Consider the following 12,707-nt stretch of genomic DNA (forward strand, 5'->3'; position numbering starts at 1 on the left):
CATGGACCGATCCTCCCAGCCACCTTCTTCTGACAGCCCGGCTGGGGATCTTCCTCCGGCCCGCCTGGCCGGGTGGATCCTCTCGGGCGGTCCGGCCCTCTTCCCCACCGACACCCTGCCGGCCCTGGCGGCACGTCCCGAAGCGGCACGCCAGATCTGGTCCCTCAAGACGCGACCCAGCAGCAAGCCGCTGATCCTGATGGGCGCCGAGCCTGAACCCTTGTGGGCCGCCCTTGAGTTGCCGCCCCTGCCGCAGTGGCTTGAGGTGGCTGAGCGCTGCTGGCCCGGGGCCCTCACTCTGGTGCTCCCTGCCCGGGGGGCTGTGGTGGCGGCCCTGCAGCCTGGTGTGGTGGCGGCCGAAGCCAGGCTTGGCCTGCGCATCCCCGCCTGCGAACAGGCCCTCGACCTGCTCCGCCGCACTGGGCCCCTGGCCACCACCAGCGCCAACCGCTCCGGAGATCCTCCCTGCCTCACAGCTGCGGAGTCGGCAGCGATGTTCCCCCAGGTGCCTCGGCTGGCGCCTGTCCCCTGGCCCCGCCCCGCAGGTCAGGCCAGCACGGTGTTGGCCTGGAGGCCGTCGGGTGGTTGGCAGGTGTTGCGCTCCGGTGCTGTGATGCCGGATCTCCCCTTTCGATGAGGCCGCGATGCTCTGGCTCGTGCTGGCTGTGTTGGCCACACTTGGGTTCTCCCACAGTCTGATCGAGCCCTGGCTGGGCTGGGCCATGCCAGAGGCCGGTCTGCAAGGCTGGGGCTGGGCAGGGATAGCGGTTCTTGCTTTCCTGCTGGCCGGTCGTCGCCCCTGAGCGGCCTGCCGGGTTCAGAGCAGGCCGCGATAGCGAACGAAGAGTTGAAGAATGGCCCAGGATCCCAGGGTCACCTTGATGGCCACAAGGATGTTGAGCAGGGGAATCCATCCTCCGCTGGCCAGGCTGCCGAAGGCACCGGCCGGTGGAGCCAGGCCCGTGAGACTCAACTGAGCCAGGATCAGGAAGACGATCACCGCCACCTTCTCCCAGGTCTCGGCGCGGTAGCGCTTGTAGAACATCGCTGTGCGCTCGGCTGAGCCGCTGATCACCAGAAGGCCGATGGCAGTGCCTCCGGCCACCCCTGCTCCAAATCCTCCCCCGGGTGAGAGGTGACCGCGCAGGGCCAGTTCAACCGCCACCAAGGCGCAGACTGTGGCCCCGAGTTGGCAGAGCACCAGGGAGGGAGCATCCTCCATGGCCAGGATCGTGCGGGCTGGTGCTTCACCGCTCAGCAGCCGCTTCACCCCCAGGGCTGCAAGGCTGAACACCACCACCTCACCCACGGTGTCGTAGAGCCGGGTGTCGAGAATGATCCCCGACACCACATTGGGCACGGCTGTGTCCCTGGCGATCGACTCCACGATCGAGGCAGCCGTTGGCAGCGTGAAGGCCTGATCCAGCAAGGGCAGTGCGCAGAGCAGGCCGGCGGCGAGAACATAGAGCAGGGTCATCACGGCTGTGCTCCTGCTGGTGTGCTTCGGCTGAGGGGACCGATCGTTCCGCCTGCCTGAAGCCAGGCTCTGGCACCCTCGAGGCCATGCAACTGCTCCAGCAGCCGTTGGGACCTGATCCGGAGTTGCCCGTCGGGCGCGAGCTGGCCGTGGGGATCGCCGGCCCTGGCGTCGTCGACCACCTCCAGGCGGAGGAAGCCCTGCTGGAGCCACTGCTCGAGCAGGGCCCGTTGGTCACTCTCCAGCAGGCCGTCACCAACGATGGCCAGACGAAACACCATCGAGGAGCGAAGGGCAATGGCATAAAGGGTGGTGGAGAGCAGGGTGCCCACCAGCGCTTCGGTGAGGGCCACATCGGCGGCCCCCAGCAGGGCATAGAGAAGGGTGGCGATCGCGCCGATAATTCCGCGCAGAACCAGCGTCTGGTAAGGATTGCGCTGCAACACCATCAGGATGGCGGTCAGGGGCAGCAGGCCTGCGATCGGGATCAGCTGAGCCAGGTCTCCGCCCAGATCCAGGGGGACGCTCATGGTGGTGTCTCCATGACCTCCAGGGGTGCCGTGCTGCGGCGGGAGCAGAACCCCAGCACGTAGCCGAACAGGGTGTTCCAGATCACCAGGGAGAACAGGGCAAGACTGAGCACAGGCCATTCCGCGGGGCGAAGCGGCAGCAGGCCCAGCAGCATCAGAGCCGAGCCGAGGGTGTCGGACACCGAGAGGCCGTGCAGCTTGGCCAGGTAGCTGGAGCGGCCAAGCAGTGGCCAGGTTCCCACCAGCCAGAACGCCAGTCCGCTGATCAGGAGAAGAGCGCTGAAGAGGCGGATCAGGCTGGGGTCGATCGTCATGGATCCATCTCGCGCAGCAGGTTGGCCAGCAGCATCACCCCTGCATTGCCGACGCTCAGCACGATCACCCCCACCACGCCGATCATCCGATCCCCGCGCACCACATCGAACACCAGCAGCAGGATGGAGATCTTGGTGGAAATGCTGGCGAAGGCCGCCAGGCGGTGCCAGAGATCGGGATTGCGCAGCACCACCAGCACCGGGATCACCAGGGCCATCACCATCCCGTAAACCAGCAGGGTCATCCCCCCCGCCTCCGTCCCAGTTCATGCACCAGGTAGCTGCCATCGGGCCGCCGGCCCAAGGCGATCGTGAGGGGGGTGAGCGTGATCCTGAACACCTCAAGGAACACCACCAGCGAGGAGGAGCTGCCTGAGCCCCCCAGGCTGGTGAGCCGCTCCACCCGATGGGGTCTGAGCATCATGGAAACGGCTTCGGCGTAAGCCTGAGGGATCGAGAGCAGGACGGCCCAGAGGGAGCGCAGCAGCAGCGATGGGCTCGCCAGCCTTGAGCGTGCCCTCGGCAGTGCCACAGCCAGGGCAAGACCGACGATCAGGTTGAAACGGCCGAAATCCGAGGTGAGCAGGAGCCAGAGCCCCAGCCGGAATCCGGTGGTCAGCCCCCAGCTGGCTGCTCGGCGCAGCCTCAACAGGTGGCTTGTCACCACAAGAGCATCACCACAATGGCTGCGCCCATGATGCCCATGCCGCCGATCAGGTCGTCGAAGCGTTCAACGTCCGGCAAGCGAAGCTGCGCTCGAAAGGGCTGGATCAGCCGGTGAACTGCCCAGCCGGCCAGCAACACCCCCAGCGATTTCCCCAGGGACGCCGGTTTCAGGCTGGCCAGCCAAGGGAGGCTGTCGTGACCCATCAGGGGCAGGCCGTTGCTCAACACCAGGCCGGCCACGAGCAGTGTCACCCCCCAGGAAACCGGCCAGGTCCAGCCTGAAGGCATCCGCTGGATCGGGCTGGCCCACAGCCGGGTGTAGACGGCGGCTGTGCCCACCGAGAACACCGTGACCAGCAGGGCCGGCATGGGACCCAGCTCCAGCTGCAGTCGCTCCTTGGCCAGATAGCCCACCAGCAGAGGACAGCCGGCGATCGAAAGGGCCGCCAGCCGCATCGGCAGGGCCACAGAAAACGGCAGGGGCATCTCCTCCCAATCGTCCAGACGGCGGCTTGGAAAGTGGCGTGCCAGCAGAAACAAGCAGGCTTTGGCGATCCCATGGCCCAGAGCGAACAGGCCGGCGGTCAGCGGCGAGAGCACCACCAACCCGACCTGCGACACCGTGCTCCAGGCCAGCAGTCGTTTCACATCGGGCTCGAGCAAGGCGAAGACCACCGCAAAGCCCGTGCTGGCCAGACCCAGCCAGAGCACTACCGAGCCGATCGCCGGGCTTGCCTGGGCCAGCCTCATCAAGGGCGCCGCCCCAGCGGTGATCACCACCCCCGAGAGCAGTGCCGACACCTGGGCCGGCGCCTCGGCGTGGGTTCTCGGCAGCCACAGCCCCGAGATGAACAACCCCGACTTCGTCAGCAGCCCGACCAGCAGAAGCGCCAGCGGACCGGCTGTGGCTCCACGGACCCCCTCAAAGCTAAAGGAGCCATGGCTGGCATGGATCTGGGCGCAGCCGATCAGATAGAAGAGAAGGGCCGTGCTCCCCACCAGCAGGTAGCGCAGGGCAATCCAGAGTGATTGGACCCTGTGGCGGTCGGCGATCAGCAGGAACGCGCACAGGCTCACCACTTCCAGAGCCACATAGAGGCTGATCAGGTCGTGGCAGACGAGGGCGGAATTGATCGACCCATGCAGGGCCATCAACAGCAGGCAGAAGCTGGGGTCCTCCTGGCTCTGGCCACGATCGAGCAGAACGGCAGCACCCACGAGGGCATTGAGCACCAGGAAGGGGGTGAGGAAACCATCCAGCAGCAGGGACACACCAAAGGGCCCCACCAGCTGGATCTGAATCGCCTCGGGAGCAAAGCTGAGCGCCAGGCCCACCACCAGGGTGGCCGTGCAGCAGATCAGGGCCATCCACCAGCCGAGTTTCGGCCGCAGAGCCGAGCTGAAGGCCAGCAGGAAGGGCAGCAGCAACCAGCCGATGAGGAGCGCATTCATCCTTCGGTGGGCTCCTCCATGGCATCGACCTGCAGAGTGGGCTCCCGGCGGGCGAGATGGGTGATCACCACCAGCAGCAGGGCCTGAACAGAAAATCCGATCACGATTGCCGTGAGGATCACCGCCTGGGGTACCGGGTCGGCAAAGGGCGACACCGGCTGCACGACCTCGGGGCTGGTCTCCAGGATCGGCGTGCGCAGGCCACTGCGGGCGGCCAGCAGCACGAAGAACCCGATCACTCCGGTGCTCATCACATCAAGCGCCAACACCTTGAGAAAGAGGTTGCGGCGCAGCAGAACCCCAAGAAAACCCGCCAGGGCCGTCACCAGGACCAGGGCCTCGATCAACAGCGCAGGGGTGAGGAGAGGGAGGGGAATGGGGTGTTGGCAGCAAGCCGGCTAACGGATTTGAACCGATGACCTTCGCTTTACAAAAGCGCTGCTCTACCGCTGAGCTAAGCCGGCACGGGGCTGAGCTTATCGTTTGCCTGTGCCCAGAGCAGAAGCTGGGATCGATTGCTGCAGCCCGCCTTTGCCAGCAGGCTGGAAACATGGCTCTCCACGGTCCTGGGGCTCAACACGAGCCGGGCCGCAATCGCTTTGTTGCTCAGGCCGCGTGACAGCCAGATGAGCACCCGCATTTCGGCAGGAGTGGGGGAAAGATCGACCATGGACATGGGCCAACCCTCAGAGGTTCGCGTTCCAGGGTTCCCCATCTGTCCATCCCTGGGCCTGCCGAAGCCCTCCAACCAGGATCAGGCGGTGGCCATGGTGGGGTCGTTGCCGGGAGCCGGCGGATTGGGGCGGGCTCGTTTGATCGGCAGATTGGCCACCAGCGCCGTGACGCGGTCTTCGGTTTCGAGGCTCACGTCCCCTTCCTCCACGTCGATCTCGACATAACGGGAGACCACCTCAAGGATTTCCCGACGCATCTGCTCCAGCAATTCGGGATTGAGATCGCTGCGGTCGTGGGCGAGCACGAGCTGCAGCCTTTCGCGGGCCATGCCTGCGCTTGCGGGTTGACGCCCCAGCAGCCTGTCGATGAAATCGCGCAAAGTCATCGCAGCTCAGAAGATTTTGGTGTGCATCAGGCGCCCCAGCTTGGCGCGCAGGCTCTTGCCTTCCTTGGTCGGGTCGGTCAGGGGCACCTCCTCGCCACGCAGGCGTCGGGCGACATTGGTGTAAGCCTGCCCTGCCGGGGAACGGCTGCCGTTGAGGGTGAGCGGCTCGCCGCGGTTGGTGGAGACGATCACCTGGTCGTCTTCCAGAACAAGGCCAAGCAGGGGCAGGGCAAGAATGTCGGTGACATCGCTCACCGAGAGCATCTCCTGATTGGCCATCATCCGGGGCCTCACCCTGTTGAGCACCAGCTGGATCGGCTTGATCTCACGGGTCTGCAGCAGACCGATCACCCGATCCGCATCCCTCACCGCCGACACCTCCGGGGTGGTCACCACCAGGGCTTCACGGCAGGCTGCAGCGGCATTCTTGAAGCCGTCCTCGATGCCTGCAGGACAATCGATCAGGACGTAGTCGAATTGCTCGGCCAGAAGCCCCGCGATCTTCTTCATGTCGTCGGGGGTGAGCCACTCGAGCATGCGTGGGTTGCCGGCCGGGAGCAGGGAGAGGTTGGGCTCCTGCTTGTGCTTGACCAGGGCCTGTTCCAGACGGCAACTGCCTGCAAGCACCTCCTGGGCGGTGTAGACGATCCGGTTCTCCAGGCCCAGCAGGAGATCAAGGTTGCGAAGGCCGAAGTCGGCATCCAGCACGGCGGTGCGGGCCCCCTGCTTGGCCAGGGCAATGCCCAGATTGGCCGTGAGGGTGGTTTTTCCGACGCCCCCTTTGCCGGAACAGATCAGAATCGTGCGGTTCTGTGCGCTCGTCACGGGAATGCCAGACATGCCAAAGATTATGGCCCCGAACTCCGGCCAGCCCATGGTTCAGGAGCCGGCCTTTGCGGAGCTGCTGACTGTGACACCCGTAGGGGCCTGATCAACTGCTGAAGGGGGGCCAGCTCGGCTCGGCGGGATCGATGCGGATCAGCCCATCAACCAAGCGGGCCTGCTCGCAGAAGCCTTGAGGCGGGGAGTCCTCCGGTCCCCTGGCGATCACCTCGGCGATCCGCAGCTGCAGGGGCCGCAGCTGCAGGGCCACGATCCTGGCGCCTGAATCACCATGGCAACCGGCATGGGCCACGCCCCGCAGCCGGCCCCACACCAGCACATCGCCGCCGGCACTGACCCGGGCCCCTGGGTTGACGTCCCCGAGCACCAGGGCCGTGCCCTCAACCTGAAGATGGTCACCGGAGCGCAGAGTGCCCCGCTGGATCACCAGATCACTGCTCGCCAGGGGTTTCGGGGTGGGCTCAGCGGCGGCGTTCAGGTGCAGGCGGGTGGTGAGACCGATCGCCGCGGCAGCGACCAGGGTGAGGGGCTGGACCCCTTCCACCCCCACCAGTTGCAGCTGGTGAGCGGCCAGCTGACGTTCCAGGGCACGAAGGTCAGTCACCGTGAGCAGCCAGTCGCCGCTCTGAAGCAGCAGCGCTCCGCTGCCGATCACACCCTCGAGTCCATGATTCACCTGCTCCGGCACGGGAGCGGTTTCGGGGCCCTGTGCCGGCAGCATCAATTGATGGGGAAGGCCGCTGCGGGCAGCCGGCACGAAATCGGCAGCCATCGCCGCATGCGGAGGCGCCCAACTTAGGCAGCACCACGGCGGTTCCCCCCCAGGGCGCGGAGCCGCTCACGCAGGGGCTCGCTCACCTCCGCAGGATGGATCAACCAGGCCAGCTCCACCGGCTTCACCAGGCTGGCCACCAGGGGGGAGCAATCCTCCAGGGCCGACAGCGATTCCCCATCCCAGAGCCGCAGGCCACCTTTGTAAGGGTGATAACCACGGTTCTGGCGCTGTTGAAGGGCACAGCACAGGCTGGCCCTGAGTCCGGCGGCCTTGCTGAGCGTCTGGGCGAGGGCAAGCAGCTCCAGCCGTTCACCGGCCCCGAGGTGGCTCACATCGCTGGCCTTGAGCAGGCGGCGGTCCAGCAGGCGCCCGCAGAGCTCCTGCAGCTCCGGCGGTCCGTCCTCCCGCCAGCGCATCAGGTGGTAGCCGGTGCGCAGGTCGTCGTTGGCCAGGTAGGTCTCCAGATCGAGGCTGTCAGGGCGCCACAGCCAGGCCGCCATCACGGCATCGGCGCTCACCCCCCCCTCCCGTCCGAGGGTGCGGGCCCTTTGGATCGTCTGGGACAGCAACCAGTTGCAGACCACATTCAGCCGGTGGTTGTAAAGGCTGCGGTACATCAGGCTGCGCACCACCAGGTAGTGCTCCACGGCCATCAGCCCCTTCGGGTGCAGTGCCAGGCTGCCGTCGGGTGCCAGGGTCAGGGCGCCCAGGATCCTCTCGAGATCCAGCTGGCCATAGCTGGCACCGGTGCTGTGGCTGTCACGCAGCAGATAGTCGAGCCGATCGCAATCCAGCTGGCCGCTCACCAGTGAGGCCAGCGCGGGGTGACGGTGGACCCCATGCTCGAGCAGGTCAGCCACCGCATCGGCGCTGCCGCAGGCATGGCGCTCCAGGATCTGCCGCAGGGCCGGGTGTTCCCGCACCAGCCGGGCCGACCAGGTTTCGTGGCGCAGTCCATACATCTCCTCACCGGAGTGGCTGAGCGGGGCGTGCCCCACGTCGTGAAGCAGGGCCGCGGCGTAGAGGACCCCCTGATCCTCTGCCAGCTGGGGGGCCTGACGCGCCAGCTGGCGGAGGGCGAGCCTGGCCAGGTGCAGCACCCCCAGGGAGTGGGTGAAGCGGCTGGACTCGGCGCCGTGGAAGGTGAGGAACGCCGGCCCCAGCTGCCGGATCCGGCGCAGCCGCTGGAAGGGGGCGGTCTCGATCAGCTCCATGGTCAGAGACTCGGCTGGCAGGCTGGCTTCCAGCCGGATCGCCCCGTGCAGGGGATCGTGGTAGGTGCGGCCGCTCATGGCGAGATGTGGTCCTGCACCAGTTGCTCGGCGGCCAGCTCCAGCCAGCTGTCGTCCTGCCCTCCTGGATTGAGAGGCTCCGGCTGGGGCAGCTCCAGGTCGGGTGCGATGCCCTGGTGCTGGATGTCGCGGCCGCTGGGTGTCACGTAGCGGGCCACCGTCACGGCCAGGCCGCTGCCGTCCCCCAGGTTGATCAGTGTCTGAATCAGCCCCTTGCCGAAGGTGCGACTCCCCAGCAGAGGTGAGCGCCCGTCGTCCTGGAGGGCGCCCGCCAGGATCTCACTGGCGCTGGCGGTGCCGCCATTCACCAGGGTGACCATCGGGCCGGAGAACAGCTGCCCGATCGCGGCCTGCCTGCGCTCGCTCAGTCCTTCACGGTTGACGGTCTCGACGATGGGCTCGGCGTCGAGGAAGGCACTGGCCACGGCCACCCCCCCCTCGACAAGGCCGCCAGAGTTGTTGCGCAGATCGAGAATCACCCCTTCCACGCCGCTGTTGCCGAACTGCTCGAGGGCCTGACGCACTCCTGCGGGAACCGGCTCGCTGAACTGGTTGATGCGCAGCAGGCCAAGGCGGTGACCGTCCCTCTCCACCAGCCGGGAACGTACAGGTTGCAGCTCCACCCGCTGACGCTTCAGCAGCATCTCTCGGGGCTCAGCGGACGGGCCGGGGGGGCGGATCCGCACCAGCACGCTGGTGCCTGCCGGCCCCCGCAGCTGCGCGGCCGTGGCCTCCAGCCCCAGGCGGCGGCAGGCCTCTCCCTCCACTTCCAGCAGTTCGCTGCCCGAGCTGATGCCGGCGGCGGCGGCCGGCGACCCATCCAGCGGCGCGATCACCACGATCCCCTGCCCGTCCCCTCCAAGGCTGAGCTGCAGGCCGACGCCGCTGACGCTTCCCTCCGTGGTGGCACGCAGTGCTCTGTAGTCGTCTGGGCGCAGCACACGGGTGTAGGGATCGCCGAGGGGCTCGAGCATGGCGGCAATGGCGTCATAGGCCTCGGCGCTGGTCTCGATCGGATGTTCCAGGGCCTTCTGGCGCAGCCTCCGCCAATGAACAGTTTCAAATCGTGTGGGGTCGACGTAGCTCTGGTTCACCAGACGCCACGCCGCCACCACCAGCTGCTGGGCATCGTTGAGGGCCAGGGCCGGGCCCGGCCTCAGCCACAATCCTGCGCAGAGCAGCAGGGCCACGGCCAGGGCCCTGGCCCGCCGGAGGATCCTGTGGAAGGAGCTGGGCTTCGGCGCGCTCATGGCGCCGGGGCCAGGGACGGGATGGCGATCACGACCGAAGCGCGGGTATCGGTAGACTCTCGCAACCCCAACCCAGCACTGCATGGCGAACTCGTCTCCCGCCGCCAAGTCGTCTCCCGTTTTCGACTGGTTCGAGGAGCGCCTGGAACTCCAGGCGATTGCGGACGACATCTCCTCGAAGTACGTGCCGCCCCACGTCAATATCTTTTATTGCCTCGGCGGCATCACACTGGTGTGCTTCCTGATCCAGTTCGCCACTGGGTTTGCGATGACCTTCTACTACAAGCCCACTGTGGCTGAGGCCTATTCTTCGGTTCAGTACCTCATGACCGATGTCAGTTTCGGCTGGCTGATCCGCTCCGTGCACCGTTGGAGCGCGAGCATGATGGTCCTGATGCTGATCCTGCATGTGTTTCGTGTGTATCTCACCGGTGGCTTCAAGCGTCCCCGTGAACTCACCTGGGTCACCGGTGTGGTGATGGCCGTGATCACTGTCTCCTTCGGTGTAACCGGTTACTCCCTCCCCTGGGATCAGGTCGGTTACTGGGCCGTCAAGATTGTCTCGGGTGTTCCGGCGGCGGTTCCCGTTGTGGGCGATTTCATGGTCGAACTCCTGCGGGGCGGGGAAAGCGTTGGACAGGCCACCCTCACGCGCTTCTACAGCCTGCACACCTTCGTGATGCCCTGGTTGCTGGCTGTGTTCATGCTCATGCACTTCCTGATGATCCGCAAGCAAGGCATCTCGGGTCCTTTGTGATCAGCGGGCAATCCGCGATCCATTTCTTTTTGACTTCCCTCTTCTCTTACCCCACATCTGGTGCCTGCGATGCACATCCTCAAGAAGCCTGATCTCAGCGACCCCAGCCTGCGCGCCAAGCTCGCCAAGGGCATGGGCCACAATTACTACGGAGAGCCAGCCTGGCCCAACGATCTCCTCTACATCTTCCCGGTGGTGATCCTCGGAACCATCGCCATGGTGGTGGGACTGGCTGTTCTCGATCCAGCCATGCTCGGTGACAAGGCTGACCCCTTCGCCACGCCCCTGGAGATCCTGCCTGAGTGGTACCTCTACCCGGTCTTCCAGATCCTGCGGGTTGTTCCCAACAAGCTTCTCGGCATTGCCCTGCAGACGATGGTCCCCCTGGGCTTGATACTCATCCCCTTCATCGAGAGCTTCAACAAGTTCCAGAATCCCTTCCGCCGCCCTGTGGCCATGGCCGCGTTCCTGTTCGGAACCGTGTTCACCATTTATCTGGGTATCGGCGCTGCTCTGCCGATCGACAAATCACTCACTCTCGGTCTGTTCTGATCCAACGTCCTGGAGACCCAAAAAGCCGCCGTATCCTCGGCGGCTTTTTTCATGGCAGCCCGTCAATCGCGAGCAGGGAGACGTCGGCAGGCTTGACGCGCAGAAGGTGGTGCAGAAGAAGAAAGCCCACAATTGTCCAGGTCTGGTAGGTGCGTGACTGCTGGCCCACCCAGGTACCGGTGGGCCCATCGAAATACTCGGCCCACTGCTGCCGCGGCAACTGATTCAGCTGCGACCAGTAGCACTCCTCGAGCATGGCCTTGACCTGACCCATCAACAACACGTCCGCCTGTGGATGGCACTGCTCATGCTGAAGGATCGCCCCGCCGAAGTACCAGAGCAGACTGGGCCAGTGCCCTCCGTTGTGATAGCTCCAGGGCCAGTTTTTGGGATCTGAGCCGGTCTTGTTCATCCACTCGGTGGCTTCCATGGGTGGATGGCAGATTCGCATCGGCATCTGCGCCATCAGATCGCGGCGGTTGTGCAAGACCAGGCGGAACAGGCCCCGCTGTTGCGGCGCCGTGAGCAAGCCGAACAGGCAGGCCAGGGAATTTCCGAGGGTGTAGAAGCGGAAATCGGGTCGGCCGGTGCGGATGTTGCCAATCAGGTAGCCACCACGGTTCTCCAGCCAGTCCTGCAGCCAGTCGGGGATCACCTGGGGCTGCACATTGAACTCGTTCTCGTGCTGATGGTCGCCGTACTGCTCGGTGGGGCGGCGGCGCAGAACCTGCATCGTCTTGCTGGTGACCCAGTAATGCTTGAGCAGAAAGGATCGGAGGTCGTGGATCCACTGGCGAGTGAGCTCGAGCCGTTGCTCCAGCAAGCGGCTGCTTCGGTCACGGCGGGCGATCTCCATCAGATGGCCACAGCTGCGCAGGCAACCGAACAGGATCACCTCCACCTCCAGGGGGGCCCCCCAGACGTCCATCGGACGGTCGATCATGAAGGAGCAGTCTGGAACGAACAGCACCGGTGTTCCCTCGAAGGTGGGGTGCATCACCAGATCGAGCAGCAGCTGCACCCCCCGCTGCACCTTCTGACTGGCCCCGAACTCCCAATCCTTGCTGCGCTTGACGTAATACCAGCAGAGGATCGGCCACCACAGGCTGGCGTCCACCGACGTGATCCGTCCGATCGAGCGCTGGCCGTAGTCGGCCAGGAGCTGGCCGTTCTGCTCGATGAAACTGGTGGGGAAGACCCCCCGGGTCTGGTACGTGCTGCTCTGCAGGTCGAGGCAGACGCTCAGAAAGTGACGAACGATTTCAAAACGTCCCTCCAGCAGCAGGTGAATCATCACCGGCACGTTGTCGCGCAGGAACACCTCGCCGTAGTTGAGGGAGTCGTGGCTGCGGGGATGCCCCAAGGCGGCCACGGATCCCACCAAGGATCCCTGAACCGAGACCAGGGTGCGCTCGAACTTCTCCCGGGCACTGGCCACAACCGCTTCCTCACGGGAGCTGGGGCGGACCCGCAGCCTCTCCTGGCTGAAATGTGTGGCCAAGCCTGGGCTCCTCGCAAACGGGGACGGTGCCAGCGAAACCATAGGCAGGACGCGGCAACTGGGCATCTCACCGTTGCCTCTTGAAGCTGACTGACCAAAGAGCCCGGCCATGGGTGTGGTATGTTTTTGGACTGCGCGTGAGCCGGAAGGCGATCGCTGCAGGGCTTGCAACAGAGGAGGAGGCGAGAGCCGATCGCCGGTGTTGTAAGTTTCCAAAGCGGATGGGAGACCACCCGCG

General features: G+C 65.5%; 17 protein-coding genes and 1 tRNA gene. 3 read left to right on the forward strand and 15 right to left on the reverse strand.

Going from position 1 to position 12,707, the window contains the following annotated elements:
• The first annotated feature begins 1 nt into the window (after position 1).
• Positions 2-637 (forward strand): L-threonylcarbamoyladenylate synthase, encoded by a 636-nt coding sequence (locus KQ297_RS02760; protein WP_259738089.1) that lies wholly within the window; start codon positions 2-4, stop codon positions 635-637.
• A gap of 180 nt (positions 638-817) precedes the next feature.
• Here the strand turns inward: KQ297_RS02760 and KQ297_RS02765 are convergent, their stop codons facing one another.
• The 14 genes from KQ297_RS02765 to ctpZ form a co-directional block, all read right to left on the reverse strand.
• Positions 818-1,477: a Na(+)/H(+) antiporter subunit B gene (locus tag KQ297_RS02765; protein ID WP_259738090.1), complete on the reverse strand. Its 660-nt coding sequence runs from the start codon at positions 1,475-1,477 to the stop codon at positions 818-820.
• Entirely contained in the window at positions 1,477-2,007 is a 531-nt protein-coding gene (locus KQ297_RS02770) for a hydrogenase subunit MbhD domain-containing protein (RefSeq protein ID WP_259738091.1), read from the reverse strand. The genes KQ297_RS02765 and KQ297_RS02770 overlap by 1 nt, the downstream gene beginning before the upstream one ends.
• Positions 2,004-2,321 carry a monovalent cation/H(+) antiporter subunit G gene (locus KQ297_RS02775; RefSeq protein ID WP_259738092.1) on the reverse strand — a complete coding sequence of 106 codons (318 nt, stop codon included), beginning with the start codon at positions 2,319-2,321 and terminating at the stop codon, positions 2,004-2,006. Before KQ297_RS02775 ends, KQ297_RS02770 begins: the two co-directional genes overlap by 4 nt.
• Entirely contained in the window at positions 2,318-2,566 is a 249-nt protein-coding gene (locus tag KQ297_RS02780) for a hypothetical protein (protein WP_259738093.1), read from the reverse strand. The genes KQ297_RS02775 and KQ297_RS02780 overlap by 4 nt, the downstream gene beginning before the upstream one ends.
• Complete coding sequence (locus KQ297_RS02785) at positions 2,563-2,985, reverse strand: Na+/H+ antiporter subunit E (RefSeq protein ID WP_259738094.1); 423 nt, start codon at positions 2,983-2,985, stop codon at positions 2,563-2,565. Before KQ297_RS02785 ends, KQ297_RS02780 begins: the two co-directional genes overlap by 4 nt.
• A complete protein-coding gene (locus KQ297_RS02790; protein WP_259738095.1) occupies positions 2,982-4,439 on the reverse strand; it encodes a proton-conducting transporter membrane subunit in 1,458 nt (485 codons plus the stop codon). Before KQ297_RS02790 ends, KQ297_RS02785 begins: the two co-directional genes overlap by 4 nt.
• Entirely contained in the window at positions 4,436-4,786 is a 351-nt protein-coding gene (locus KQ297_RS02795; protein ID WP_185464097.1) for a cation:proton antiporter subunit C, read from the reverse strand. Before KQ297_RS02795 ends, KQ297_RS02790 begins: the two co-directional genes overlap by 4 nt.
• 45 nt (positions 4,787-4,831) lie before the next feature.
• A tRNA-Thr gene (locus KQ297_RS02800) sits at positions 4,832-4,903 on the reverse strand.
• Positions 4,894-5,115 carry a response regulator transcription factor gene (locus KQ297_RS02805; protein ID WP_259738096.1) on the reverse strand — a complete coding sequence of 74 codons (222 nt, stop codon included), beginning with the start codon at positions 5,113-5,115 and terminating at the stop codon, positions 4,894-4,896. The genes KQ297_RS02800 and KQ297_RS02805 overlap by 10 nt, the downstream gene beginning before the upstream one ends.
• Before the next feature lie 78 nt (positions 5,116-5,193).
• Positions 5,194-5,499 (reverse strand): cell division topological specificity factor MinE, encoded by a 306-nt coding sequence (gene minE, locus KQ297_RS02810; protein WP_185464095.1) that lies wholly within the window; start codon positions 5,497-5,499, stop codon positions 5,194-5,196.
• 6 nt (positions 5,500-5,505) lie between these two features.
• Entirely contained in the window at positions 5,506-6,339 is an 834-nt protein-coding gene (gene minD, locus KQ297_RS02815; RefSeq protein ID WP_259738097.1) for a septum site-determining protein MinD, read from the reverse strand.
• Between the two features lie 91 nt (positions 6,340-6,430).
• Complete coding sequence (gene minC, locus KQ297_RS02820) at positions 6,431-7,114, reverse strand: septum site-determining protein MinC (protein ID WP_259738098.1); 684 nt, start codon at positions 7,112-7,114, stop codon at positions 6,431-6,433.
• A gap of 23 nt (positions 7,115-7,137) precedes the next feature.
• A complete protein-coding gene (locus KQ297_RS02825) occupies positions 7,138-8,409 on the reverse strand; it encodes an HD domain-containing protein (RefSeq protein ID WP_259738099.1) in 1,272 nt (423 codons plus the stop codon).
• Positions 8,406-9,659 (reverse strand): carboxyl-terminal processing protease CtpZ, encoded by a 1,254-nt coding sequence (gene ctpZ, locus KQ297_RS02830; RefSeq protein ID WP_259738100.1) that lies wholly within the window; start codon positions 9,657-9,659, stop codon positions 8,406-8,408. Before ctpZ ends, KQ297_RS02825 begins: the two co-directional genes overlap by 4 nt.
• Before the next feature lie 82 nt (positions 9,660-9,741).
• On the opposite strand from ctpZ, the gene petB reads away from it, so the two are divergent.
• Entirely contained in the window at positions 9,742-10,416 is a 675-nt protein-coding gene (gene petB, locus KQ297_RS02835; RefSeq protein ID WP_006173475.1) for a cytochrome b6, read from the forward strand.
• A gap of 69 nt (positions 10,417-10,485) precedes the next feature.
• On the forward strand, positions 10,486-10,968 hold the full coding sequence (gene petD / locus KQ297_RS02840; protein WP_259738101.1) for a cytochrome b6-f complex subunit IV: 483 nt from the start codon (positions 10,486-10,488) through the stop codon (positions 10,966-10,968).
• Between the two features lie 49 nt (positions 10,969-11,017).
• On the opposite strand, the gene KQ297_RS02845 is transcribed toward petD, so the two are convergent.
• On the reverse strand, positions 11,018-12,469 hold the full coding sequence (locus KQ297_RS02845) for a glycoside hydrolase 100 family protein (protein ID WP_259738102.1): 1,452 nt from the start codon (positions 12,467-12,469) through the stop codon (positions 11,018-11,020).
• Positions 12,470-12,707 lie beyond the last annotated feature (238 nt).

The organism is Synechococcus sp. CS-205 (assembly GCF_025128255.1).
In the GTDB taxonomy this organism is placed as follows: Bacteria; Cyanobacteriota; Cyanobacteriia; order PCC-6307; family Cyanobiaceae; genus Regnicoccus_A.